Raw genomic sequence first — 23,940 nt, 5'->3', positions numbered from 1 at the left:
CCCGGCGCGAGCGCGCCGGGCCACTCACTCGTCGGGGATGATCCCCTCTTCCAGCTTCTGGCCGCGCAGCAGGAACCACGCGGCGACCGCGGTCGCGAGCAGCACGACGGCTCCGACCGCCGCCGACACCCGCAGGCCGTTGACGAAGGCCTCCTGAGCCGCGACGACGAGCTCGCTCCCCTGGTGTGCCGGGAGGTGCTCCGCGGTCTCCACGGCTCCGCCCAGTGACTCGTGTGCCGCCGTCGCGGCGGTGGCCGGGATGCCCACTGGGGTCCCGAAGCCCTTGTAGACGCCCGTGACGATGGACCCGAGCAGCGCGATGCCGAGGGCCGCTCCGAGCTCGTACGCCGTCTCGGACACCGCGGACGCGGAGCCCGCCTGTTCCTTCGGGACGCTGGAGAGGATCACGTCGGAGGTGACGGTGAAGGCGAATCCCGCGCCGACGCCCACCACCAGGAGCAGGACCCCGATCAGGGGATAGCCGGTCTCCTTGTGGATCACCGTGACCACGGCGAGCGACAGGCCGATGGCACCGAGTCCGACGGCGACCACGGAGCGCACGGAGTAGCGGCGTGCCACCCTCCCGGCCAGCAGGCCGGCGGTCACCGCGCCGACGGCCGCGGGAAGTTCGGCGAGGCCTGCCTCCAGCGGGCCCCGCCCCTGGACCAGCTGCAGGAACTGGGAGAGGAAGAAGACGATCCCGGACAGGCCGAGGATGGTCAGCAGGTCCGCGAGGACCGCTCCGGAGAACCCCCGGTGGTGGAAGAGCCGCATGTCCAGCAGTGGGGCGGGGAGCTTCAGCTGACGGCGCACGAACCAGGTGAGTGCCAGCACACCAGCGAGGGCCGCCACGCCGTTCTCCCAGCTCACGCCGTGTGCGGCGGCCTCCTTGACGGCGTACACGACGCCGATCATGCCGACCAGGGAGAGTCCCACACTGAGCAGGTCCCAGGGCCCGGGTGCCGGGTTCTTCGACTCGGGGATCATCCTGATGCCCACGACGACGAGGACGGCCATCACGGGCAGGTTGATCAGGAAGACCGAACCCCACCAGAAGTGCTCCAGCAGGAGTCCGCCCACGACCGGCCCGACGGCGGCGCCCGCCGAGGCCATCGCGCCCCAGATACCGACGGCGAGGCTGCGTTCGCGCGGGTCGTGGAAGAGGTTGCGGATGAGGGCGAGCGTGGACGGCATCAGGGTGGCGCCCGCGACACCGAGCAACGCCCGGGCCAGGATCATCATCTCGGGGCTGGACGCGTAGGCGTTCAGGACGGAGACCGCGCCGAAGGCGGCGGCGCCGGTCAGCAGCAGCTTCTTCCGGCCGATGCGGTCACCGAGGCTGCCCATGGAGACCAGGAGTCCGGCGATGACGAAGGAGTACACATCGCCGATCCAGAGCAGCTGGGTGCCGGTCGGTTCGAGGTCCTCGCTGAGGAACGGTGTCGCCAGCCCGAGGACGGTGGCGTCGACGGCGACGAGCAGCACGGCCAGGACGAGGACGGTGAGGGCGATCCACCGGCCGGGATGACGCACGTCGCCCGTGATGCCTGCCCTCGAAAAGGTGCTGCTCATTTCTCCACGCTCCGGCGTGCTCCGCCCAGGAGCAACTCGACGATCATGTACGGGAAGTCCTGCGCGGCCACCCGGCCCGTCTGCACGGACCACGCGCAGCTCCCGATCAGGCCGTACAGTGCCTCGGTCAGCCAAGCGGGGGTGAGGTCGATCCGGAACTCGCCTCGCTCCTGGCCGCGCCGGAAGAAGGCCGAGACCCGGGCGTCCAGGCGGCTCCAGCCCTCGTTGACGTGGTCGCCCTCGAAGAGCTGGTTCTCGGTGACGAGGAACGACAGCAGCCCGGCGCTCGGCTCGACGGCCGCGATCAGCCGCCGGAGTCCGCCCTCCGCGGTGCCCTCGTCGAGCGCCGCCGAGTCCAGGGCCGCCTCGAACTCCCGGATCCCGAGGTCCTCCAGCGCTCCGACCAGGGCGTCCCGCCCGGCGAAGTGCCGGTGCAGGGTGGCGCGGCCGATGCCCGCCGCCCGGGCGACCTCGTCCATGGTCGCCGTGGATTTACGGGTCAGCAGGGCGGCCGCGCTCCGCAGAACCTGCTCGCGATCGAGAGTCATGAGACAACATTAACTCACATGAGACATCGACGTCCCATTCACTCGCCCCGTTCGAACGGAGCCGGAATCGGTCCGCCGGTGACGGGCGGCCCAGGGGCACCATGGCGCCATGAAGCCGCTGCTGCTGATCGACATCGACGGTCCGCTCAACCCCTATGCGGCGTTGTCCCGCCCCACCGTCCCGGAGGGCTATACGCTCCATCGGATGCGGCCGACGGGGTGGAAGGCGGGTATCCCGCTGCCCGTCCTGCTCAGCCCCGGCCACGGCGACGAGCTGCTGGCCCTCGCCGACCGGTACGAACTCGTCTGGGCGACCACCTGGAAGGACGAGGCGAACGAGTGGGTCGGCCCGCGCATCGGGCTGCCCCCGCTGCCGTACATCGACTGGCCCGCGATGCACGCGGCCAGGGCCGACGGGACGTACTGGAAGACGCGCTACGTCGTCGACTACGCGGACGGCAGGCCGTTCGCGTGGATCGACGACGAGATCTCCGGCCTCGACACGGACTGGGTCGCCGCGCACCACCCGGGGCGGGCCCTGCTGCGGCGGGTCGACCCCTGGGTGGGGCTGGTGCGGGCGGACTTCGAAGCGCTCGCCGACTGGGCGTGAACGGGCTCCGGCCGGCGTCCGGCGGGGACCGGCCGCCGCGATCCGGCCGCTCAGCTCCAGGGCAGCGACGCCCGGTGGCGCCAGTACGCCTCCGGCTCCTCCACCAGGGCGGCCAGCCGGTCCAGCCTGTCCGGGTCCAGATCGAGCAGCGGCGCGTGCAGGTTCGCCGCCAGCTGGGTGACGGTGGCCGCGCCGGACAGGACGACTCCGGCCCACGGCTGGTGGAGCACCAGCGCCAGGGCGACGGCGTCCGCGTCCAGTTCGGCTTCGGCGCCGATCTCCCGGACGACGGCGGGCGCCTCGGTCCCGGCGAGCCGGCCGTTGGCCATGGCCTCCTTGACGATCACGGTCACCCCGGCGTCATGGGCGTCGGCGAGCGCCGCTCCGGCGGAGGTCTCCAGGGCGTTGTAGGTGGCCTGGACGGTACGGAAGAGGGGCTCGCCGTCCACGGTCAGGGCGAGGGCGGCGCGGATGGCACCGGCCTGGTCCGGACCGCTGGTGGAGAAGCCGACCGTGGTGCCTGCGGCGGCGAGCTCGGCGAGCCGCGCGTGCAGGTCCTTGTCGCTGAGCACCGGGCTGTCGGCGGTCACGGAGTGGATCTGGTAGAGATCGAGCCGGTCACCGAGCAGCCCGGCCGTCTCGGCGTGCTGGCGTTCGAAGGTGGCGAGTGAGTGGTCCTTGACCTCGTGCTCCTCGGCGTCCACACGCCAGTCGCCGGTGTAGGTGTAGCCCCATTTGCTCCCGATGACCACGTCCGTGACATCGGGGCGGACGGTCAGCCACTCGGCGAGGAACTCCTCGGCGCGGCCGTAGGAGCGGGCGGCGTCGAAATAGCGCACGCCCTGGGCATAGGCCGCGTCCAGGAGTTCGTGGGTGCGGGCGCGCAGGGCGTCCACGCCGCGGTCGCCGGGCAGGTCGCGGTCACGGTGCGGGGTGATGTAGCCGGGCCTTCCGACGGCGGCCAGGCCGAGCCCGATGCGGTAGGTCGGGGTGGTCGCTCGGTTCAGGCGGGCGAAGGGCATCGCGGGCTCCTCTGGGTCGGTTCCGAACGCCTTCCCGTCAACGTAGCCCGCGATGCCTGCGAATCACCCGCGCGCGGTCGCCCAGGCGTGCTGCGTCACCAGGTCGGCCTTCACCTCGGCCAGCTGGACGGCGACGGCCGAGGGGGCGGTCCCGCCGCGGCCGTCGCGGGAGGCGAGCGCGCCGGGCACGTTCAGGACGGTGCGCACCTCCGGGGTGAGATGCTCGGAGATCTTCGCGAACTGCTCGTCCGTCAGCTCGTCGAGCTCGATGCCCTGCTGCTCGCACACCTTCACACACTCACCCGCGACCTCGTGCGCCACCCGGAACGGGACACCCTGCTTGACCAGCCACTCGGCGATGTCCGTGGCGAGCGAGAAGCCGGCCGGGGCCAGCTCCTCCATGCGCTCCCGGTTGACGGTGAGCGTGGCCATCATGCCGGTGAAGGCGGGGAGCAGGACCTCGAGCTGGTCGCAGGAGTCGAAGACCGGCTCCTTGTCCTCCTGGAGGTCACGGTTGTACGCGAGCGGGAGGGCCTTCAGGGTCGCCATCAGACCGGTCAGGTTGCCGATGAGGCGGCCGGACTTGCCGCGTGCCAGCTCGGCGATGTCCGGGTTCTTCTTCTGCGGCATGATCGAGGAGCCGGTGGAGAAGGCGTCGTGGAGGGTGACGAAGGAGAACTCCTTCGTGTTCCAGATGATGATCTCCTCGGCGATGCGGGAGAGGTTGACGCCGATCATCGCGGTGACGAAGGCGAACTCGGCGACGAAGTCCCGCGAGGCGGTGCCGTCGATGGAGTTGCCCACCGACCCGCGCTCGAAACCGAGGTCCGCCGCGACCGCCTCCGGGTCGAGCCCGAGGGACGACCCGGCCAGCGCGCCGGAGCCGTACGGCGACACCGCGGTCCGCTCGTCCCACTGCCGCAGCCGCTCCGCGTCCCTGGACAGGGACTGCGCGTGCGCCAGGACGTGGTGGGCGAAGAGGACGGGCTGCGCGTGCTGGAGGTGCGTACGACCGGGCATGGCCACGTCCGGGTGCGCCTCGGCCAGTCCGACCAGGGCGTCCTGGAGCTCGGCGACCAGTCCGCCGATGATCCGGGCGTGGTCGCGCAGGTACATGCGGAAGAGCGTGGCCACCTGGTCGTTGCGGGACCGGCCGGCGCGCAGCTTCCCGCCGAGGTCCGGACCGAGGCGCTCCAGGAGTCCCCGCTCCAGTGCGGTGTGGACGTCCTCGTCGGCGATGGTGCCGGTGAACGACCCGTCGGCGACCGCGGCTTCGAGCGAGTCCAGGCCCTCGATCATGCGGGCGAGCTCGTCGTCGGTGAGCAGCCCCGCCTTGTTCAGCACGCGGGCGTGGGCGCGGGAGCCCGCGATGTCGTACGGCGCGAGCCGCCAGTCGAAGTGGACGGAGGCGGACAGCTTGGCCAGCGCCTCGGCGGGGCCGTCGGCGAAACGGCCGCCCCAGAGGCGTACGTCGCTGTTGCCGGTGCCGTTGCTCACTGCGTGCTCCTCGGAAGTGCAAGGGGTGTGCGTCCGCCTCATGGCGCGCGATCACGAATGGCATAACTATGCAATGGTCCGTATGTTTTGTCAAAGCTGCTGGCCAGGGTCCCTGAAATAGCTGGGCTCGAACATGGCCCGCCCGTACGATCGGCATCCACCGCACCTCCCCCGATGATCGGGCACGGGCGACTTCCTGGGGGGCAGCATGAGTGACGGGTACGGGGCGGCCGGGCGGATCGCCCTCGGCGCGCCGGTGCACGAGACGATCGACACCGACTCTCCGGCGTCCTGGGTCGCGTTGGATGCCGAGGTCCGGGACCTGGCACCGCACGCCGCGAGCCGGCTGCCGACGCGCCAGGAGCTCCAGGGCCTACCGGCCGGGGGGCCCACCCCGACCGAGGTGGCCCGGATCGCCCTGGCCCTCTGCCACCCCGACGGAAGGGTCCGTGGAGCAGCCCTGGAGCCGGCGTCCGGAGTGGCCACCCTGCGGCCGCTGCTGGTGGTGCGCTGCGCCGACTGGGCCGCGCCGGTGCGTCTGAGGGCCCGGGAGCTGCTCGCGGACGTCTCCGGCCGGCGACTGGTCCCCCTGGCCGGGCTCATCCTGCTTCTGGCCCGGCGTGAACGAGGCGGTTTCGCCCGGGGCCTGCTGGACAGTGCGCTGCGTGACGGGCCTGCGGCGGACGTCGAGTCCTTGCTGACGAGTCAGGACCGCGCGGTACGCCGAATCGGCTACCGCATCGCCGTCGACCGGCGCCTGCTGACCCCGGCCGAGCTCGCCCGCACCGCCGCCACCGCGTCCGGCGACACACGCGTGCGGGCGCTCTGCGCGGAGGCGGCACTCGCCGGTATGGGCGAGGGCGACCACGAGGACGTGGTGGATCCCCTGCTGGCCGCCCGCTCACCCCAGGTCCGTTCCGCGGGCGTGACCGCGCTGAGGCGCGCCGGACGGCACAGCGAGGCGGCCGCGTTCCTCGCGGACCGGGCGGGCGTGGTGCGGGCCTGCGCCCGGTACGTGCTGCGGCAGGCGGGCACCGACCCCCTTCCTCTGTACCGGTCGATGTGCGCCGACCCCGCGAGACACCCGGCGGCGGCTGCGGGGCTCGGGGAGTGCGGCTCGCGTGCGGACGCCGAAGCGCTGTGGGCCCTGACGGCTCATCCGGTCCCCGCCGTACGCGCCCATGCCGTGGCGGGTCTGTGCGCACTCGACGCCGTACGTTCCGAACGCATGCGTCCGCTGATCGACGATCAGGCCGCCCCTGTGGTCCGCGCCGCCGGCCGGGCTCTGCGGCCGTACGCCACGGGGCTGCCATCGGACTGGCTGCTGGCGCGGATGGCGCCGGGGCTTCCCGCCCCCACACGTCTGGCGGCCCAGCGGCTCATGGCTGTCCGGAACCGCGCCCAGGCACGAGGCCTGCCGGTCGTCCGGTGAAATTCCCGGCGGCGACCGGCGAGCGGCACAAGAATGCGAACATGGGAAAAACGTACGAACGTATCGACGGCCGGCTCAGGACCTTCATCGAGGAACAGCACCTCTTCTTCACCGCGACCGCGCCCCTGGACGGCGACGGCACGGTCAACCTCTCCCCCAAGGGGATGAGCGGCTCGTTCGCCGTCGTCGACGAACGGACCGTGGCCTACCTCGACTTCGCCGGCAGCACCGCCGAGACCATCGCGCATCTCCGGGAGAACGGGCGCATCACACTGATGTGGTGCGCCTTCCAGGGCCCGCCCAACATCGTCCGTGTGCACGGGCGTGGTGAGCCGGTCTTCCGTGACGACGCGCGCTTCGCCGGGCTGCTGGGCCACTTCCCGGGCATCGACCCCACCGCGCACGGGCTGCGCGCGATCATCGTGGTGACGGCCGATCTGATCCGGGACTCCTGCGGTTACGCGGTGCCGTTCATGTCGTACGAGGAGGACCGCACCCTGCACGCCGGCCGTTTCCGGCGCGAGGACGACGAAGGCCTGAGCAGGTACTTCGAGAAGAAGGACCACATCGCGACCAGCATCGACGGGCTGCCGGGGCTCCCCCTGCCGTTGCCCGCGCTGCCCGCACCCGTCACGGAGTGAGCCACTGGGCCGTACGGAGCAGGCGCGGTGGGGGCGGGAGGCCGCGCGCCGTACGGTCCGGAGCATGCGCAGATTCCTGGTGACCGCGTCGGTCCTGCTGGCCCTGGCCGGTTCCCTCGCGGCGCGGCCCGCCGGTCCGTCGCCCCTTCCGGAGCGGCTGGCCGACACGGGCGGCGGTACGCAGCTGATCACCGCCGAGGCCCCCGGCACGGACTCCGACAGGGGCACGGTCACCTGGTGGGACCGGCGCGCGGACGGCTGGGTGGCAGCGGGTTCGGCGCCCGCGCGCTTCGGGGCGAACGGACTGGCCGAGGGCGCCACACGCACCCAGGGCACGAACACCACGCCCACCGGGCTGTACGGCCTGCCGTACGCCTTCGGCATCAAGGCGGCCCCGCCCGGGACCCGCTACCCGTACCGCGAGGTCGGCGAGAACGCGTGGTGGTGCCAGGACAACGCGTCCCGGGCCTACAACCGCTGGGTGGAGCCGCGGCCCGCCGACTGCCGCGCGGACGAGGCCGAACACCTCGTCACCTACACCGTCCAGTACGCCCGTGCGCTCGTCATCGGCTTCAACTACGACCGGCCCGTACGCGGCAGGGGCGCCGGGATCTTCCTCCACGTGGACGGCAAGGGCGCGACCGCGGGCTGTGTGTCCGTGCCGGCGGCCGCCATGGACCGGATCCTGGCCTGGGCGGACCCGGCCCGCCGGCCGCACATCGCGGTCGGGACGGAGTCCGGCCCGACCGCGATCACCCGCTACTGAGGACCGCGGTCGTTCTGGGCCAGCCGCAGCAGATGGTCGGCCAGCGCCTGCCCGCCGTTCGGGTCACGGCTGATCAGCATCAGCGTGTCGTCCCCCGCGATCGTGCCGAGGATCGCCTGGAGTTCGGCCTGGTCGATGGCCGAGGCGAGGAACTGGGCGGCGCCCGGAGGCGTACGCAGCACCACGAGGTTGGCCGAGGCCTCCGCGGAGATGAGCAGCTCGGCGGAGAGCCGGCGCATCCGCTCCTCCTTGGCCGACCCGCCCAGCGGCGCCTGCGGGGTACGGAAACCGCCCTCGCTCGGCACCGCGTAGATCAGCTCGCCGCCGGTGTTGCGGATCTTCACCGCGCCGAGCTCGTCCAGGTCGCGGGAGAGCGTCGCCTGGGTGACGCTCAGCCCGTCGTCGGACAGCAGCCTGGCCAGCTGGCTCTGCGAGCGCACCGGCTGACGGTTCAGGATGTCCACGATCCTGCGGTGGCGGGCCGTGCGGGTCTGTGGCACCGACGGCCCTCCGTGGTCGGATTCCTGCGCCTCGGTCATCGTCGTCGCCTCATTCTCCGGATGGTCACTCTCCGGATCGTCCGTCCCCGTAAGCCGCGTCGAGAGCTCCCGGCAGAATCCGCAGGAACGCGTCCACCTCGGCGTCACCGATGATCAGCGGCGGCATGAGCCGTACGACGTCGGGGGCGGGCGCGTTCACCAGGAGTCCGGCTCCCTGAGCCGCCTGCTGCACCTTCGGTGCGAGGGGCCCGGTGAGCACGATACCCAGCAGCAGTCCGGAGCCGCGGACGTGGGAGACCAACGGGTGCCCGAGGCCCTCGACGCCGTCCCTGATCTTCTCACCGAGCCGCTTCACGGTGTCCAGGGCCCCGTCGGCCGCGAGCGTGTCCAGCACGGCGAGACCGGCGGCGCAGGCGACGGGGTTGCCGCCGAACGTCGTGCCGTGCTGACCGGGCTTCAGCAGGTCGGCGGCGGCGCCGAACGCCACGGTCGCACCCATGGGCAGCCCGCCGCCCAGGCCCTTGGCGAGGGTGACCAGGTCGGGCTCGACGCCCTGGTGGGCCTGGTGCTCGAACCAGTGGCCGCAGCGGCCGACACCGGTCTGCACCTCGTCCAGGACGAGCAGCGTGCCGGTGGCCCGCGTGATCTCCCTGGCCGCCTCCAGATAGCCCTTGGGCGGTACGACGACACCGTTCTCGCCCTGCACGGGCTCGATGATCAGGAGCGCGGTGTCGGTCGTCACCGCGGCCCGGAGCGCCTCGATGTCGCCGTACGGCACGTGCGTGACGTCGCCGGGCAGCGGCAGGAACGGCTCGCGCTTCGCGGGCTGTCCGGTCAGGGCGAGGCTGCCCATGGTCCGGCCGTGGAAGCCGCCGTCGGTGGCGACCATGTGCGTACGCCCGGTCAGCCGGCCGATCTTGAAAGCCGCCTCGTTGGCCTCGGCGCCGGAGTTGCAGAAGAAGACCTTGCCCGTCCGCCCGAAGAGCTGGAGGAGCCGCTCGGCGAGAGCGATGGGGGGCTCGGCGGTGTAGAGGTTGGAGACATGGCCGAGGGAGGCGATCTGCGTGGAGACGGCCTCGACCACCGCGGGGTGTGCGTGGCCGAGCGCGTTGACCGCGATACCGCCGACGAAGTCGAGGTACTCGTTCCCGTCCGCGTCCCACACGCGGGCGCCCGCTCCGCGTACCAGAGGCAGCTGCGGGGTGCCGTAGTTGTCCATCAGCGCGCCCTGCCAGCGCTGTGCGAACTCCTCGTTGCCGGTCATGACTCCCCCTCTGCCTCGTACTCCGTGGCGGGTGTTGCGTCGGGAACGACCATCGTGCCGATTCCCTCGTCGGTGAAGATCTCCAGCAGGATCGAGTGCTGGACCCGGCCGTCGATGACGCGGGCGGTCTCGACACCGTTGCGTACGGCGTGGAGGCACCCCCGCATCTTCGGCACCATGCCGCTGGAGAGGTCGGGAAGCAGCTTCTCCAGCTCGGTGGCCGTGAGCCGGCTGATGACGTCGTCGCTGTTCGGCCAGTCCTCGTAGAGGCCCTCGACGTCGGTGAGGACCATCAGCGTCTCGGCGTTCAGCGCGGCCGCGAGTGCGGCGGCCGCGGTGTCGGCGTTGACGTTGTAGACGTGGTTGTCCTCGGCGGAGCGGGCGATGGAGGAGATGACCGGGATACGGCCGTCGTCCAGCAGCGCCTGGATCGCCCCGGTGTCGATGGAGGTGATCTCACCGACCCGGCCGATGTCGACCGCCTCACCGTCGATCATCGGGCGGTGCTGGGTGGCGGTGATCGTGTGGGCGTCCTCACCGGTCATGCCGACGGCCAGCGGTCCGTGCTGGTTCAGCAGCCCGACGAGCTCGCGCTGTACCTGTCCGGCCAGCACCATCCGCACGACGTCCATCGCCTCGGGCGTGGTGACACGGAGACCGGCCTTGAACTCGCTGACCAGGCCCTGCTTGTCGAGCTGGGCGCTGATCTGCGGGCCGCCGCCGTGCACCACGACCGGCTTGAGGCCGGCGTGCCGCAGGAAGACGACGTCCTGGGCGAAGGCGGCCTTCAACTCCTCGTCGATCATGGCGTTGCCGCCGAACTTGATGACGACGGTCCTGCCGTTGTGCCGGGTGAGCCAGGGCAGCGCCTCGATGAGGATCTGCGCCTTGGGCAGCGCGGTGTGCTTCCTCGCGGCGCTCATGAGCTGTACGCGCTGTTCTCGTGGACGTACTCGGCGGTCAGGTCGTTGGCCCAGATGACGGCCGACTCGTCGCCTGCCGCGAGGTCCGCGGTGATCCTGACCTCCCGGTAGCGCATGTCGACCAGGTCGCGGTCAGCGCCGACGCTGCCGTTCTTGCAGACCCAGACGTCGTTGATGGCGACGTTCAGCCGGTCGGGCTCGAAAGCGGCCTTCGTGGTGCCGATCGCGGAGAGGACCCGGCCCCAGTTGGGGTCCTCACCGTGGATGGCGCACTTGAGGAGGTTGTTACGGGCGATGGACCGGCCGACCTCGACGGCGTCGTCCTCGGTGGCCGCGTTGATCACCTCGATCCGGATGTCCTTGGAGGCGCCCTCGGCGTCGCCGATCAGCTGCCGGGCGAGGTCGGCGCAGACGCTCTGCACGGCCTGGTCGAACTCGGCCTGCGCGGGGGTGATCCCGCTCGCTCCGGAGGCGAGCAGCAGCACGGTGTCGTTGGTCGACATGCAGCCGTCGGAGTCGACCCGGTCGAAGGTGGTGCGCGTGGCGGCGCGCAGCGCGGAGTCGAGCGCGGGCGCTTCGACGTCGGCGTCGGTGGTGAGGACGACCAGCATGGTGGCGAGGCCGGGGGCGAGCATGCCCGCGCCCTTGGCCATGCCGCCGACGGACCAGCCCTCGCCGCCCGCGACGGCGGTCTTGTGGACCGTGTCCGTGGTCTTGATCGCGATGGCGGCCTTCTCGCCGCCGTGCTCGCTCAGGGCGGCGGCGGCCGTCCCGATGCCGGGCAGGAGCTTGTCCATGGGCAGGAGCAGGCCGATCAGCCCGGTCGACGCGACCGCGATCTCCCCGGCGCTGTGGCCGCCGAGGACCTCGGCGGCCTTCTCCGCGGTGGCATGGGTGTCCTGGAACCCCTGAGGGCCCGTACAGGCGTTGGCGCCACCGGAGTTGAGGACGACGGCGGTCACCTCGCCGCCCTTGAGCACCTGTTCCGACCAGAGGACGGGTGCGGCCTTGACGCGGTTGGAGGTGAAGACGCCCGCGGCGGCGCGGCGGGGCCCGTTGTTGACCACCAGGGCCAGGTCGGGACTACCGCTGTCCTTGATCCCGGCGGCGATGCCCGCCGCCGTGAACCCCTTGGCTGCCGTGACGCTCACGGTGCGACTCCGATCGTGGAAAGACCCGTGTCCTCGGGAAGTCCGAGGGCGATGTTCATGCTCTGCAGGGCGCCTCCGGCGGTGCCCTTGGCGAGGTTGTCGATGGCGCTGATCACGATGATCCGGCCGGCCGCCTCGTCGTGGGCGACCTGGATCTGCACGGCGTTGGACCCGTATACGGCCGCGGTGGCGGGCCACTGTCCTTCGGGAAGCAGGTCGACGAAGGGCTCGTCGGCGAAGGCCTTCTCGTACGCCGCCCGGAGCGCCTCGGCGCTGACCCCGGGCTTCGCCTTGGCGCTGCACGTGGCGAGGATGCCGCGGGGCATGGGTGCGAGGGTCGGCGTGAAGGACACGGAGACGGGCTCGCCGGCGGCGGCACCGAGGTTCTGGATCATCTCGGGGGTGTGCCGGTGGACCCCGCCGACGCCGTACGGGGACATGTTGCCCATGACCTCGGAGCCGAGCAGGTGCGGCTTGGCCGCCTTGCCCGCGCCGGAGGTGCCGGACGCGGCGACGACGACGGCCTCGGGTTCGGCGAGGCCGGCCGCGTACGCCGGGAAGAGTGCGAGGGAGACGGCGGTCGGGTAGCAGCCGGGCACGGCGATACGCTTGGTGCCTTCCAGCGCCGCTCGTGCCCCGGGGAGCTCGGGCAGGCCGTAGGGCCAGGTGCCGGCGTGCGGCGATCCGTAGAACTTCTCCCAGTCGGCGGCGTTCTCGAGCCGGAAGTCGGCGCCCATGTCGACCACGAGCACCTCGTCACCGAGCTGTTCGGCCACGGCGGCGGACTGCCCGTGCGGCAGGGCCAGGAAGACGACGTCGTGCCCGCCGAGGACCTTCGCGGTGGTCGGCTGGAGAACACGGTCCGCGAGCGGCCTCAGGTGCGGCTGGAGTGCGCCGAGCTTCTCCCCGGCGTTGGAGTGGCCGGTGAGGGCCCCGATCTCGACCTGTGGGTGGGTGAGGAGCAGACGGAGCAGTTCCCCGCCGGCGTATCCGCTCGCCCCTGCCACTGCCGCACGTACCACCATCGGAAATTCCTCCTCATCGATGGCATGACTATACGCAGCTATGCAGTTTTATGCAAAGACCATGGCGGCTCAGGAGCCGTATGTCCGTACTCCACAGCGCGGCCGATGAGTTTGTGGCTCCCGGCCGGTCCGAACTCGTGAGACCTGAGGAAAGGAGACCGCCATGTCGGAGCTTCTCGTCGACTTCATCACCTCCCTCGACGGCCATGCGTCGAGCGAGGGGTGGCCCGGGTTCTGGGGCCTCGAGGGCCCGGAGTACCTCGCGTGGCTCGGCGAGCAGCCCGAGGCCACCCACCTGATGGGAGCGAACACCTATCGCCAGATGTCGGGCTTCGCCGCAGGCAAGGTCCCGAATGGCCAGGACGAGTTCAGGCCGGAGGAAGAGGCGTCCGTCGACGGGCTCACGCAAGCGTCCAAGGTGGTGTTCTCCTCCTCACTCGAGGAGCCACTGACGTGGGCCAACTCCACGCTCGTCCGCGACGACGCCGTCGAGGCGGTCCGCGCCATGAAGTCGAGCGGCTCGGGGCTCCTCAGCACGATCGGGAGCCTCAGCCTGTGCCGGTCCCTGCTACGAGCCGGGCTCGTCGACCGCTTCCGGGTCGTGATGTTCCCGGTGATCACCGGGGCCACGGGCGAAGAACGCATCTACGACGGCTATCCGGACGTTGCCCTCGAGATGATCGAGCACCGCACCTTCGACGGCCGCATCCAGCTGGTCGAGTACAAGCCCCGCGTGCTCGATCACCCGCCGCTCGGCGTCCCTGCGTGACTACGTGCTGCGGCGGCGCAAGTGGGAAGCCGGTGGGGGCGGCTGAGTCCGCCTGAGGATCCACGCCCGGAGGCCGGCCGAAGTGCTCGGTCGCGGTGGGCGGGTGCGGCAGAACACCGGTTACATGGTCCACGGGGCCGACGGAGCGCGGATACAGGGAAGGACGTGAGCGGCCATGGGCGAGATCGTCGACGAGATCAGCCGTGTGCACCGGGAGGTCGGCACACGCCGTGTGGGGTCCGAGGAGGCGGGCGCCGTGCAGTTGCGGCGCACCTTCGACGCGGGCCGCGACGAGGTCTGGGACGCGGTGACCTCGCCGGAGCGGATCGCCCGGTGGTTCCTGCCGGTGACCGGTGATTTCCACGTCGGCGGCGGTTACCAGCTGGAGGAGAACGCCGGCGGCGAGATCCTGGAGTGCGTACGCCCGGAGCGGCTGCGTGTGTCCTGGCTGTTCGGTCCCGACCCCGCCTTCAGCGAGGTCGAGGTCCGCCTCACACCGGAGGGCTCCAGCCGGACGGTGTTCGAGCTGGAGCACGTGTCCGTCGTTCCCGAGGAGTTCCGGAGCCAGTACGGCCCGGGCGCGGTCGGGATCGGCTGGGACCTGGCTCTTCTGGGGCTCGGGTGGCACCTCACGGGTGGCGGGATCAGCCCGGAGGACGCCGTGGAGTGGCAGAACTCTCCCGAGGCGAAGGCCTTCGTGGCCCGCTCCGGCGAGGAATGGGGACACGCGTTCGCCGCTTCGGGCGCGGACCCGGAGACCGTGACCGCGACGACGGTGGCGACGATCGCGTTCTACACAGGGGAATAGGCCGCCTTCACAGTTCCCGTGCGGTTCCGTCCCGTAGGCGCTCCTCGTACCGCCGGACGCCGTCCAGGTGTCGGGCCATTCCTCCGGTGAGGATCTCCCCGTGCCCTTCGCGCACCGTGACACCGCCGAGGGTGAACTGCTCGTAGTCCTGGAAGTAGTTCTCGTCCCGGACCTGGACCCTCACGACGGGTTCCGAGGCCCCCGTCCGGTCCCGGAGTCCGGCCTCGGCGCCCGTCCCGTGCCACTGCCGCGCAAGGTCCAGGAGCTCCGTGTGTGCGGCGGCGTCCATGACGGGACCCGTTCCGTCGACGCACTGCGGCGACGAGCCGGGAGCCCGCGGCGGGCACGTCAGTCGCGGTCGGCCTGCTCGGCAGCCCTGGCCGCGTCCCGCTCCTTGATGCGGACCGCTTCCTTGCGGACGTCGGCCTGGGTGGCGCGCTCCTTCTGCAGCCACTCGGGGCTGTCCTGCTTCAGGGCGTCGATCTGCTCGGTGGTGAGGGGTTCCGTGACCCCGCCGCGCGCGAGACCGGCGATGGAGACGCCCAGCTTCGATGCGACCACCGGCCGGGGGTGCGGGCCGTTGCGGCGCAGCTCCTGCAGCCACTCCGGCGGGTCGGTCTGCAGCGCGTTCAGCTCGGCGCGCGAGACGACGCCCTCCTGGAACTCGGCGGGGGTGGCTTCGAGGTACACACCCAGCTTCTTCGCCGCGGTGGCGGGCTTCATTGTCTGGGTGGTCTGGTGCGACGTCATGGTGTCCAGGGTATCGACCATGTGCGCCGCCTCCGACCACGGCCGGTAACCTGGCGGGGTGACAGGCTCGGAAGTACCCCCTGCGTTCCGGCTCGCCTACGTCCCGGGCGTGACCCCGACCAAATGGGTGCGGATCTGGAACGAGCGGCTGCCCGACACCCCGCTGACCCTTGTCGGCGTGCCCGCCGCCGAGGCCGCCGCTCTGCTGCGCGAGGGCGGCGCGGACGCCGGTTTCGTGCGGCTGCCCGTCGACCGTACGGACCTCAGCGCGATCCCCCTCTACGCCGAGACGACCGTGGTCGTGATCCCCAAGGACCACGCCGCGACGGCCGTCGAGGAGATGTCGGCCGAGGATCTCGCCGAGGAGATCGTGCTGCACCCCCTCGACGACCCGTTCGACTGGGAGCGTCCGCCCGGCAGGCCCGCGTTCGAGCGGCCCGCCACGACCGCGGACGCCGTGGAGCTGGTGGCGGCGGGGGTGGGGCTGCTGGTCGTCCCGCAGTCGCTGGCCCGGCTGCACCACCGCAAGGACCTCACCTACCGGCCGCTGACGGGTGCCCCCGAGTCACGGATCGCCCTGTCGTGGCCGGAGGAGAAGACGACCGACCTGGTGGAGGAGTTCATCGGGATCGTCCGTGGGCGGACCGTCAACAGCACCCGGGGCCGGGCCCCGACGCCGCCGCAGCCCAAGGCCGAGCGCGCAGAGAAGAAGACCGCCAGGAAGAGCGGCGGCGCCCCGCGCAAACCGGCGGCGGGCAAGGCCTCCCGGGGCGGCTCCGGCGGCGCGAAGAACCCCAAGGGCGGCGCCAAGCGCGGGAAGCCCCGCCGCGGGCGGTAGGCGGCACCCCCTACCCGTAGTACTACGGAGCTACGCGCCAGGGGCACTCCCGAACGGGACGCCGACCACACGGGTCGGTCCATATTTTCGGTACCGGATTCAACGAGCCCCCCGGTACGGAAGGACTCCCCATGGCGCCCCGCCCACGGAACAGTCGCGTCCGGCGCGCACTGCTCGCCGCCCTCGTCACCGCGTCCGTCCGTGGCGCTGCCGGTGTCGGGCGCGGCCCTCCGCGCTTCAGGCCAGGTACGCGACCGGCGACGGGCCGCCGCCCCCACCGCGATGGCGGACCAGGGGCGCACCTTCCTGATGTTCGACGGGCGTGACGGCGGCCTTGGCGCGGAGGTCTCTACGAGTCGGGGCTGGTGCGCCCGGCAGGCTACCGACCGCGGCTCACAGTGCGCCGTACACCGCGTCGACCAGCGCCGTCTTGCGCGGGTCGTCGGCGATGTGGGGGCCCATGCGGTTCATGACGTAACCGAGGGCGATCCCGGCCTCCGGGTCGGCGAGACCGCAGGAGCCGCCCGCCCCGTCGTGGCCGACGGCGCGCGGGTTGGGGCCGTACGACGCGTTCGGGCCGCTCAGCCAGAGGCCGAGACCGAGCTCCGTCTCATGGGCGAAGCCCGCTCCCAGCACCAGGTCCCGGCAGGCGCCCTGGCCCTCGCGGACCCGCTCGGCCGCCTCCTCGGAGAGGATCCGGCGGCCGTCGAGGCTGCCCCGTCCGGCCAGGATGCCGTAGAGGGAGGCGACGGCGCGGGCGGTGCCGTGGCCGTTGGCGGCGGGGATCTCGGCGGCGCGCCACTCGGGGGTGTTGGCGGCGGCGGTGCCCGTGCCGGGGTTGAGCAGGGAGGCGATGGCGAGCGGCTCCATCGTGGCGAACAGGGCGGCCTGTTCGCGGGACACGGCCTTCGGCTGGACGAGCTCGGCGACCCGGCCGGCGTCCTTCTCGGGGAGGCCCACGGTGAAGTCGATGGAGAGCGGGCCGGTGATCTCCTTCCGCAGGAACTCCCCGGGCAGCAGTCCGGTGATCCGGCGGACGACCTCGCCGACGAGGAATCCGTACGAGATCGCGTGGTAGCCGGAGCGGGTGCCCGGCTCCCACCAGGGCTCGGTGGCCGCGAGGCGGGCCGTTGTCAGCTCCCAGTCGTAGAGCTCGGCCAGGGTGTGCGGGTCGCGCAGTCCGGCGACCCCGGAGCGGTGCGAGAGGAGGTGGCGTACGCGCACGGACTCCTTGCCGGCGGCGGCGAATTCGGGCCAGTACGCGACCACCGGGGCGTCCAGGTCCAGGAGGCCTCGGTCGACCAGGATGTGGGCGCAGAGCGCGGTCGGGCCCTTCGTCGTGGACCAGACGTTGACCACGGTGTCGCGCTGCCACGGGCGGGTCCGCTCCCCGTCGGCCCAGCCGCCCCAGAGGTCCACCACGGGGTGTCCGTCGAGCAGGACGGTGACCCCCGCGCCCAGCTCGTCGCGCTCGGCGAAGTTCGCCGCGAACGCGTCGCGTACCGCGGCGAACCGGTCGTCACAGTGGCCTTGGATCTGCGGCACGGGGCTCTCTCCTCGTCTCGGTGCCACGCACCATACCGACTGGTCGGACTGGCGGGAAGACGCCGTACCCCGCATTCCTTCGACCAGGTGATCCGGTCAGCGCGGAACCGCTTCGAGGCTGAGGCTCCAGCGGCCGGGCAGCCCGGTGATCGTCACGGTGGCGAGCGGACGGACGTCGACGTTCCAGTACGTCGACGGCGGGGCGTTGAGTGCGTACACCAGGGCCGCGCGGACGACGGCGGGTTCGGCGACGGCTACGAGGGCGCCCTCCCGGACCGGACGGGTGTCGAGCCAGCCCCCCACGCGGGATATGAAGGCGAGAAGGGATTCGCCACCGTGCGGGGCGGAGCGCGGATCGGCGAGCCAGGCGTCGACACCGGCCGGGTCGTGGGCGGCCACCTCGGACAGGGTCAGCCCCCGCCAGCGGCCCATGTCGCAGTCGCGCAACGCGGGCTGGACGAGTGGGGCGAAGCCCAGGGCGTCGCCGGTGGCGCGGCTGCGCGGGGTGGGTGAGCAGTAGCGCAGTTCGGCGGCGCCGAGCCGCACCAGGGTGTGGGCGGCGAGGTGGACCTCGCGCCATCCGGCGTGGTCGAGCGGCCGGTCGTCGTCGAAACGCTCGGCGAGGAGGGCGGAGCTGCGTGCTGCGGCGACGAGGGACACCCGAACACTCATGCGCGCGATCGTGGGGCCCTGCGCCGCGCCGGTCAAGAGGGCGGTGCGGCGCAGGGCGAACGTCTGTGCCTCAGCCCACCTGGAGGGACATCCACATGTCCGGTTCGGCGAGCGGGGTGAATCCGAGCTTCGCGTACACCCCGTGGGCGTCCTTGGTGGCGAGGAGGAACCTGCGCACCCCCAGCGGGGCCAGCTCGTCCCGGACGGCGGTGACGAGCCGGGTGCCGAGCCCGTGGCCGCGGGCCGCTCGGTCGACGTACACGTCGCACACCCACGCGAAGGACGCGTGGTCGGTGACCACGCGCGCGTAGGCGGTCTGCTCGCCCGAAGCGAGGTCGTAGGCACCGAAGTTGAGTGAGCCCGCTATCGCCCGGTCCTGCTGTTCGCGGGTGCGCCCCAGGGCCCAGTAGGCGTCCGTGGAGAGCCAGTGGTGGATGCGGGCCGCGTCCAGCCGCGAGGCGTCGTCGGAGATCTCGTAGCGCTGCTCGGCGTTGTCGTCGTCATTCATCCGGGGAGGCTATCGCCAGGCATCGGCAGTTCGTCGAGGGCCGTGCGCAGCCGGCGCATCCCCTCGGCGATCTCGGCCGGGCCCGAAACGGCCGCGAAGCTCAGCCTGATGTGACCGGCGGGGGGCTCGGCGCAGTGGTACGGGCGGCCGGGCGCGACGGCGACGCCGGCCCGCAGCGCGGCGGAGACCAGGGCGGGCTCCTCGGCTCCCGGCCCGGGGAGCCGGAGCCAGATGATGCCACCGCCCGACGGCACGTGCGTCAGGGCGAGTTCGGGCAGCGTGCCGCGTACGGCGGCCGTCATCGCGGTGCGGCGGCTGCCGAGCTCGGCGGCCACGGTACGGAGATGGCGCTCCCAGGCCGGGGAGCCCACGAGTTCGAGCGCGGCCTCCTGGATCGGGCGGGGCACGAAGAAGCTGTCGACGACCTGGATGGCGCGCAGCCGTTCCAGGACGGGGCCACGGGCGGCCAGCGCGCCGACGCGGAGGCTGGGGGATGTGATCTTGGTGAGGGAGCGCACATGGACGACGACGCCGTCCGGGTCGTGGGCCGCCAGTGGCTCGGGCAGCGGGCCGGCGTCCGCGTGGACGAGGTGGCGGGCGAAGTCGTCCTCGACGACGAAGGCACCCGCGTCCCGGGCGGCCCGCACGATCCGTTCGCGCCGCTCCGGGGCCAGGGTCACGCCCGTCGGGTTCTGGAAGAGCGGCTGGCAGACGAAGACCCTGGCCCCGGTGGCCCGGAACGCCGCTTCCAGCAGGTCGGGCCGTACTCCGTCGCCATCCACCGGTACGGGTACCGGTCGCAGGCCGGTGGCACGGGCGGCGGCCAGCATGCCCGGGTAGGTGGGTGATTCGACGAGGACGGGGGCTCCCGGCGGGGCGAGCGCCCGCAGCGCGGTGGCCAGCGCGCTCTGCCCACCCGCCGTGATCAGGACGTCGGCCCCGGTGAGCGTGGCGCCGATCTCCCGGGCGAACCAGGCGCGCAGCTCGGCCAGCCCGTCGGTGGGCGGCCTGCCCCAGGCCCCCGGCCGGCGGCCGGCGCGGGCCAGGGCGGCGGCCAGGGCCCGCTCGGGCTGGAGACCGGGGTGGAGGTAACCGCCGTTGAATTCGATGACGCCGGGCGGCGGTGCGGCGAGGGTCACGAGCACCCCGGAGGCGTCGACGGTGCGCGGCACGACCTCGGGTCCGCTGTCCCCGCTCAGCGAGACCTCCTGCCAGGAGGTGTCCCCCGGAGCGGGCGCGGCCGTGCGGGTCTCGGCCCGGAAGGCCCCGGATCCGGGGCGGGTGACGACCAGACCTTCGGCGGCGAGTTGCGCGACGGCCCGGGAGACGGTCACCGGACTCACCTTGAACCGCTCGACGAGTGCCCGGCTGGACGGCAGCTTCCCACCATGAGAGTAGCGGTCAAGCTCACCCTTGAGGGAAGTCACCAGTTCGGCCACACTGCTACGCTCATGCATGACAGCACAGAATAGCGCTACTGGGCAGACGACGATAGCGGTCGCCGTCGAACCACCCCTGGTACGCCGCTCCCCCGGAGGCGGCGTCGTGCTTGCCGGACTCGGCGTCCTCGCCTTCTCGCTGACCTTCCCCTCGACCATGTGGGGCCTGGAGAGCTTCGGCCCCTGGTCCCTCGTCGCGCTGCGCAGCGTGCTCGCGGCCCTGATCGCGGGATGTGCACTGCTCGCCGGCCGGGTGCCGGTGCCCGCGCGCCGCCACTGGGCCGGGCTCGCGGTCGTCGCGGGCGGCGTGGTGGTGGGATTCCCGCTGCTGACCTCCCTGGCCCTGCAGACCTCCACCAGTTCGCACGCGGCCGTCGTGGTGGGGCTGCTGCCGCTGACGACCGCGCTCTTCTCGGCCCTGCGCACCGGCTCGCGCCCTCCGCGCGCCTTCTGGGTCGCGGCACTGGCCGGCGCGGCCGTGGTGATCGCCTTCACGGTCCAGCAGAGCGGCGGAATGCTCTCCGGCGGGGACCTGTATCTGTTCGGGGCACTGCTGGTCTGCGCGGCGGGATACACCGAGGGCGGCAGGCTGGCCGGGGTGATGCCGGGCTGGCAGGTGATCGGCTGGGCCCTCGTCCTCTGTCTGCCGCTCGCGGTGGCCGGCGCGGCCGTGGCACTGCCCTTCGAACCGGTGCACCTCACCACGCACGGAGTCGTCGGGCTGGTCTGGGTGGCAGCCGGGTCGACCTTCCTCGGGCTGTACGTCTGGTACCGGGGGATGGCGGAGATCGGGGTCCCGCGGGCCAGCCAGCTCCAGCTGGCGCAGCCCCTGCTCACCCTGGTCTGGTCGTTCCTCGCCCTCGGCGAGCGGGTGTCCGCCGCCGCACCGGTGGCTGCGGTGGCCGTCCTGGTCTGCATCGCCGTCACCCAGCGTGCGGGGAGCCGCAGGGCGGGCCGCGCCAGAACCGACGCACCCATGGAGACATAGACTTGTCGACATGGACCGCCACCCGTGAGGAGGTCACTCCCGATGGAGGCACACACGGGCGACCGGCTGCTGACGCACGGCAGGACCGTGGGACAGCACGACCGGGTCGCAGAGATCGTCGAGGTGCTCGGCGACGGGGGCAGTCCCCCGTACCGCCTGCGCTTCGAGGACGGGCACGAATCGATCAGATCCCCCGGACCCGACAGCGTCGTCCAGCACACCGCCCCAAAGGACCGGGACCGCTAGAGCGCGCGTGGGCCGGGGGCACGAGTGGTCCCCGGCCCACGCGTCCGGGCCGTGCGGTCCGCGAGTCCGGAGGTTCCGGTCAGCGGGGTGTGCGGGCCCGGACCTGGTAGTGGTCGGCCACCACCCGGGCCATGGCCCCGATGGGGTCCGACTTCACCTGCCGCGCCGAGAAGTAGACATGGCCGCCCACCTCCGGATGGCCCGCGGCGAAGTCGAGGTGCCGGGAGAGCTCGGCGGGGTCCTGCCAGGCGGCGGGCTGCGCGGGGTCGCCGGCCTTGTAGAGCGCCTCCCCGATGTACAGGCCGACGCCGGTGCCGCGGACCGTCTCGGCCCACCACGGCAGCAGCTTCGCGTAGTCGGCGGCGGAGAAGCCGATGTTCCAGTAGATCTGCGGGCAGATGTAGTCGATCCAGCCCTCCTTCACCCACTTCCGGGTGTCGGCGTGCAGGTCGTCGTACGTCTGCACGCCGGCCGCGGTGTCGGAGCCCAGCGGATCGGTCGCGGCGTTGCGCCACACCGCGAAGGGGCTGATCCCGAACCGGACGCCGCTCCTGACCTCCTTGATCCGCTCGGACGTCTCGCGCACCAGCCGGTCCGTGTTGTCGCGGCGCCAGGCCGCCTTGTCCGCGAAGTCCTCGCCGTACCGCTCGTACGCGGCGTCGTCGTCGAAGACCTGGCCGGCCACCGGGTAGGGGTAGAAGTAGTCGTCCCAATGCACCGCGTCGACGGCGTAGCGGCTCACCGCGTCGAGCATCGCGTCCTGGACGAACTCCCTGACCTCGGGCAGCCCCGGGTTGTAGTAGAGCTTCCCGCCGTACGGCAGGACCCAGTCCGGGTGGAGCCGTGCGGGGTGGGACGCGACGAGACGGGAGGGGTCCGTGTGGTTCGCGACGCGGTACGGGTTGAACCACGCGTGCAGCTCCAGACCGCGGGCGTGCGCCTCGCGCACCGCCGTGCCCAGCGGGTCCCAGCCGGGGTCCTTGCCCTGGACACCGGTGAGGCACTGGGCCCACGGCTCGTACGACGAGGGCCACAGGGCGTCGGCGCTCGGCCGGACCTGGAGGACCACGGCGTTCAGCCGCAGTGCGACCGCTCGGTCCAGGTGGGCGATCAGCTCGGCCTTTTGGGCCGCGGCGCTCAGACCCGGCGCCGAGGGCCAGTCCAGGTTGGCCACCGTGGCGATCCACACACCGCGCAGCTCTCCCTCGCCCGCCCTGCGCCCCCGGCCTCCGTGCCGGGGAGATCCGGGTCCGCGCGCGGCGGCGGCATCACCCCCTGTCATCAGCGCGGCCGCCGTGCCGACCGCTCCCATCACCAATGACCTGCGGCCCATACGAGGCATCTGTGTACCTTTCGTCTCTCTGTTCCCGTGTGTCACGTCGGCAGTGCGTGACACAGATCATGCCCGCTCACGGACCGCAGGACCCGCAGCTCACCGGAGGCGGATCGCGGAGTAACGTCGTGGGGTCGAGGCGGGCACCGGAATCAAACGGGACTGCCGCACGAAGATCAGCGAAAGGCACGAGGTGACGGACTCTATGGCCGACATTGCACGCGTCGGAGTGGTGGGCTGTGGCCAGATGGGCGCAGGCATCGCGGAGGTGTGCGCTCGCAGCGGCCTCGAGGTCAAGGTGGCCGAGACCACCGGTGAGGCCCTGGAGATAGGGCGCACCCGGCTCCACAACTCCCTCTCCAAGGCCGCCGAACGCGGCAAGATCACCGCGGAGGAGCGCGACGAGACCCTCGCCCGTCTCAGCTTCACCACGGACCTCGGCGAATTCGCGGACCGCGATCTCGTGATCGAGGCCGTCGTCGAGAACGAGCAGGTCAAGACGGAGATCTTCCAGGTGCTCGACCAGGTGGTGACGCGTCCGGACGCGATCCTTGCCTCGAACACCTCCTCGATCCCGCTGGTGAAGCTGGCCGTGGCGACCTCCCGGCCGGACCAGGTCATCGGCATCCACTTCTTCAACCCGGCCCCGGTGCAGCGGCTCGTCGAGCTGATCCCCGCGCTGACGACGTCCGACGAGACCATAAAGCGTGCGGAAGCCGTCGTGGAGACCGTGCTGGACAAGCACGCGATCCGCGCCCAGGACCGGTCGGGCTTCGTCGTCAACGCCCTGCTGATCCCGTATCTGCTCTCGGCGATCCGGATGTTCGAGTCGGGCATCGCCAGCCGCGAGGACATCGACAACGGCATGGAGATGGGCTGCGCCCACCCGATGGGGCCGCTCAAGCTCGCCGACCTGATCGGCCTGGACACCGTGGCCTCGGTCGCCGACTCGATGTACGCGGAGTACAAGGAGCCGCTGTACGCCGCTCCCCCGCTGCTCCAGCGCATGGTCGACGCGGGCCGGCTCGGCCGCAAGACGGGCTCGGGGTTCTACCCCTACGAGTGAATCGCCTCGTGGGAGCGGCGGGTGGCC

The 23,940-nt window shown here is 72.0% G+C and carries 26 protein-coding genes; 10 read left to right on the top strand and 16 right to left on the bottom strand.

Going from position 1 to position 23,940, the window contains the following annotated elements; genetic code table 11:
• Positions 1–24: 24 nt before the first annotated feature.
• Complete coding sequence (locus ACIQM3_RS31150; RefSeq protein WP_401630268.1) at positions 25–1,572, bottom strand: MFS transporter; 1,548 nt, start codon at positions 1,570–1,572, stop codon at positions 25–27.
• Positions 1,569–2,120, bottom strand: a complete 552-nt coding sequence (locus ACIQM3_RS31145; protein ID WP_401630266.1) for a TetR/AcrR family transcriptional regulator — start codon at positions 2,118–2,120, stop codon at positions 1,569–1,571. The genes ACIQM3_RS31150 and ACIQM3_RS31145 overlap by 4 nt, the downstream gene beginning before the upstream one ends.
• Before the next feature lie 109 nt (positions 2,121–2,229).
• Between ACIQM3_RS31145 and ACIQM3_RS31140 the strand changes: the two genes are divergently transcribed.
• Positions 2,230–2,730 (top strand): hypothetical protein, encoded by a 501-nt coding sequence (locus tag ACIQM3_RS31140; protein WP_401630265.1) that lies wholly within the window; start codon positions 2,230–2,232, stop codon positions 2,728–2,730.
• Between the two features lie 50 nt (positions 2,731–2,780).
• On the opposite strand, the gene ACIQM3_RS31135 is transcribed toward ACIQM3_RS31140, so the two are convergent.
• Entirely contained in the window at positions 2,781–3,752 is a 972-nt protein-coding gene (locus ACIQM3_RS31135; protein ID WP_401630263.1) for an aldo/keto reductase, read from the bottom strand.
• A gap of 63 nt (positions 3,753–3,815) precedes the next feature.
• Entirely contained in the window at positions 3,816–5,249 is a 1,434-nt protein-coding gene (argH, locus tag ACIQM3_RS31130) for an argininosuccinate lyase (protein ID WP_401630261.1), read from the bottom strand.
• A gap of 208 nt (positions 5,250–5,457) precedes the next feature.
• Here argH and ACIQM3_RS31125 point away from each other — a divergent pair, with 208 nt between their 5' ends.
• The 3 genes from ACIQM3_RS31125 (at position 5,458) to ACIQM3_RS31115 (ending at position 8,088) form a co-directional block, all read left to right on the top strand.
• Positions 5,458–6,681 (top strand): hypothetical protein, encoded by a 1,224-nt coding sequence (locus ACIQM3_RS31125; RefSeq protein ID WP_401630259.1) that lies wholly within the window; start codon positions 5,458–5,460, stop codon positions 6,679–6,681.
• Positions 6,682–6,722: 41 nt separating this feature from the next.
• A complete protein-coding gene (locus ACIQM3_RS31120; protein WP_401630257.1) occupies positions 6,723–7,322 on the top strand; it encodes a pyridoxamine 5'-phosphate oxidase family protein in 600 nt (199 codons plus the stop codon).
• 64 nt (positions 7,323–7,386) lie between these two features.
• A complete protein-coding gene (locus ACIQM3_RS31115) occupies positions 7,387–8,088 on the top strand; it encodes a L,D-transpeptidase (RefSeq protein ID WP_401630255.1) in 702 nt (233 codons plus the stop codon).
• On the opposite strand, the gene ACIQM3_RS31110 is transcribed toward ACIQM3_RS31115, so the two are convergent.
• Genes ACIQM3_RS31110 through argC form a run of 5 tightly spaced genes read right to left on the bottom strand, consistent with a single transcriptional unit; the run spans position 8,082 to position 12,951 of the window.
• The gene (locus tag ACIQM3_RS31110; protein WP_362929380.1) at positions 8,082–8,627 is read right to left on the bottom strand and encodes an arginine repressor; all 546 of its coding nucleotides are present in this window, start codon (positions 8,625–8,627) and stop codon (positions 8,082–8,084) included. The genes ACIQM3_RS31115 and ACIQM3_RS31110 overlap by 7 nt on opposite strands.
• Before the next feature lie 25 nt (positions 8,628–8,652).
• Positions 8,653–9,852 (bottom strand): acetylornithine transaminase, encoded by a 1,200-nt coding sequence (locus tag ACIQM3_RS31105; RefSeq protein ID WP_401630253.1) that lies wholly within the window; start codon positions 9,850–9,852, stop codon positions 8,653–8,655.
• Entirely contained in the window at positions 9,849–10,775 is a 927-nt protein-coding gene (gene argB / locus ACIQM3_RS31100; RefSeq protein ID WP_401630251.1) for an acetylglutamate kinase, read from the bottom strand. The genes ACIQM3_RS31105 and argB overlap by 4 nt, the downstream gene beginning before the upstream one ends.
• Complete coding sequence (gene argJ, locus ACIQM3_RS31095; protein ID WP_401630249.1) at positions 10,772–11,926, bottom strand: bifunctional glutamate N-acetyltransferase/amino-acid acetyltransferase ArgJ; 1,155 nt, start codon at positions 11,924–11,926, stop codon at positions 10,772–10,774. Before argJ ends, argB begins: the two co-directional genes overlap by 4 nt.
• Complete coding sequence (argC, locus tag ACIQM3_RS31090; protein ID WP_401630247.1) at positions 11,923–12,951, bottom strand: N-acetyl-gamma-glutamyl-phosphate reductase; 1,029 nt, start codon at positions 12,949–12,951, stop codon at positions 11,923–11,925. Before argC ends, argJ begins: the two co-directional genes overlap by 4 nt.
• A gap of 163 nt (positions 12,952–13,114) precedes the next feature.
• Here argC and ACIQM3_RS31085 point away from each other — a divergent pair, with 163 nt between their 5' ends.
• Both ACIQM3_RS31085 and ACIQM3_RS31080 read left to right on the top strand, forming a co-directional pair.
• Positions 13,115–13,720, top strand: a complete 606-nt coding sequence (locus tag ACIQM3_RS31085) for a dihydrofolate reductase family protein (protein ID WP_401630245.1) — start codon at positions 13,115–13,117, stop codon at positions 13,718–13,720.
• Positions 13,721–13,895: 175 nt separating this feature from the next.
• The gene (locus ACIQM3_RS31080) at positions 13,896–14,528 is read left to right on the top strand and encodes an SRPBCC family protein (protein ID WP_401630243.1); all 633 of its coding nucleotides are present in this window, start codon (positions 13,896–13,898) and stop codon (positions 14,526–14,528) included.
• Between the two features lie 7 nt (positions 14,529–14,535).
• Here the strand turns inward: ACIQM3_RS31080 and ACIQM3_RS31075 are convergent, their stop codons facing one another.
• Both ACIQM3_RS31075 and ACIQM3_RS31070 read right to left on the bottom strand, forming a co-directional pair.
• Positions 14,536–14,817 (bottom strand): hypothetical protein, encoded by a 282-nt coding sequence (locus ACIQM3_RS31075; protein ID WP_401630241.1) that lies wholly within the window; start codon positions 14,815–14,817, stop codon positions 14,536–14,538.
• A 59-nt stretch (positions 14,818–14,876) separates the two neighbouring features.
• Positions 14,877–15,278, bottom strand: coding sequence for a DUF5997 family protein (locus tag ACIQM3_RS31070; RefSeq protein ID WP_401630239.1), 402 nt, complete (start codon positions 15,276–15,278; stop codon positions 14,877–14,879).
• Between the two features lie 58 nt (positions 15,279–15,336).
• On the opposite strand from ACIQM3_RS31070, the gene ACIQM3_RS31065 reads away from it, so the two are divergent.
• The gene (locus ACIQM3_RS31065) at positions 15,337–16,116 is read left to right on the top strand and encodes a LysR family substrate-binding domain-containing protein (RefSeq protein WP_401630237.1); all 780 of its coding nucleotides are present in this window, start codon (positions 15,337–15,339) and stop codon (positions 16,114–16,116) included.
• Positions 16,117–16,509: 393 nt separating this feature from the next.
• Here ACIQM3_RS31065 and ACIQM3_RS31060 read toward each other — a convergent pair whose 3' ends face one another.
• From ACIQM3_RS31060 to ACIQM3_RS31045, 4 genes are all read right to left on the bottom strand, one after another.
• Positions 16,510–17,661, bottom strand: a complete 1,152-nt coding sequence (locus ACIQM3_RS31060; RefSeq protein WP_401630235.1) for a serine hydrolase domain-containing protein — start codon at positions 17,659–17,661, stop codon at positions 16,510–16,512.
• 96 nt (positions 17,662–17,757) lie between these two features.
• Positions 17,758–18,333, bottom strand: coding sequence for a histidine phosphatase family protein (locus ACIQM3_RS31055; RefSeq protein WP_401630233.1), 576 nt, complete (start codon positions 18,331–18,333; stop codon positions 17,758–17,760).
• Positions 18,334–18,403: 70 nt separating this feature from the next.
• Positions 18,404–18,841, bottom strand: coding sequence for a GNAT family N-acetyltransferase (locus ACIQM3_RS31050; RefSeq protein WP_401630231.1), 438 nt, complete (start codon positions 18,839–18,841; stop codon positions 18,404–18,406).
• Positions 18,838–20,298, bottom strand: a complete 1,461-nt coding sequence (locus tag ACIQM3_RS31045) for a PLP-dependent aminotransferase family protein (RefSeq protein ID WP_401630229.1) — start codon at positions 20,296–20,298, stop codon at positions 18,838–18,840. The genes ACIQM3_RS31050 and ACIQM3_RS31045 overlap by 4 nt, the downstream gene beginning before the upstream one ends.
• Here ACIQM3_RS31045 and ACIQM3_RS31040 point away from each other — a divergent pair.
• Complete coding sequence (locus tag ACIQM3_RS31040; RefSeq protein ID WP_401630227.1) at positions 20,297–21,268, top strand: DMT family transporter; 972 nt, start codon at positions 20,297–20,299, stop codon at positions 21,266–21,268. The genes ACIQM3_RS31045 and ACIQM3_RS31040 overlap by 2 nt on opposite strands.
• Before the next feature lie 42 nt (positions 21,269–21,310).
• Positions 21,311–21,514, top strand: coding sequence for a DUF1918 domain-containing protein (locus tag ACIQM3_RS31035; RefSeq protein WP_401630226.1), 204 nt, complete (start codon positions 21,311–21,313; stop codon positions 21,512–21,514).
• Positions 21,515–21,593: 79 nt separating this feature from the next.
• Here ACIQM3_RS31035 and ACIQM3_RS31030 read toward each other — a convergent pair whose 3' ends face one another.
• Entirely contained in the window at positions 21,594–22,856 is a 1,263-nt protein-coding gene (locus ACIQM3_RS31030) for a glycoside hydrolase family 10 protein (RefSeq protein WP_401630224.1), read from the bottom strand.
• A 196-nt stretch (positions 22,857–23,052) separates the two neighbouring features.
• On the opposite strand from ACIQM3_RS31030, the gene ACIQM3_RS31025 reads away from it, so the two are divergent.
• Complete coding sequence (locus tag ACIQM3_RS31025) at positions 23,053–23,913, top strand: 3-hydroxybutyryl-CoA dehydrogenase (protein WP_401630222.1); 861 nt, start codon at positions 23,053–23,055, stop codon at positions 23,911–23,913.
• Positions 23,914–23,940: the final 27 nt, after the last annotated feature.

It is taken from the genome of Streptomyces sp. NPDC091271 (assembly GCF_044757505.1).
Lineage (GTDB): Bacteria > Actinomycetota > Actinomycetes > Streptomycetales > Streptomycetaceae > Streptomyces.
The sequence above is the reverse complement of the archived record's forward strand: the minus strand, read 5'-3'. Positions and strand labels throughout refer to the sequence as shown.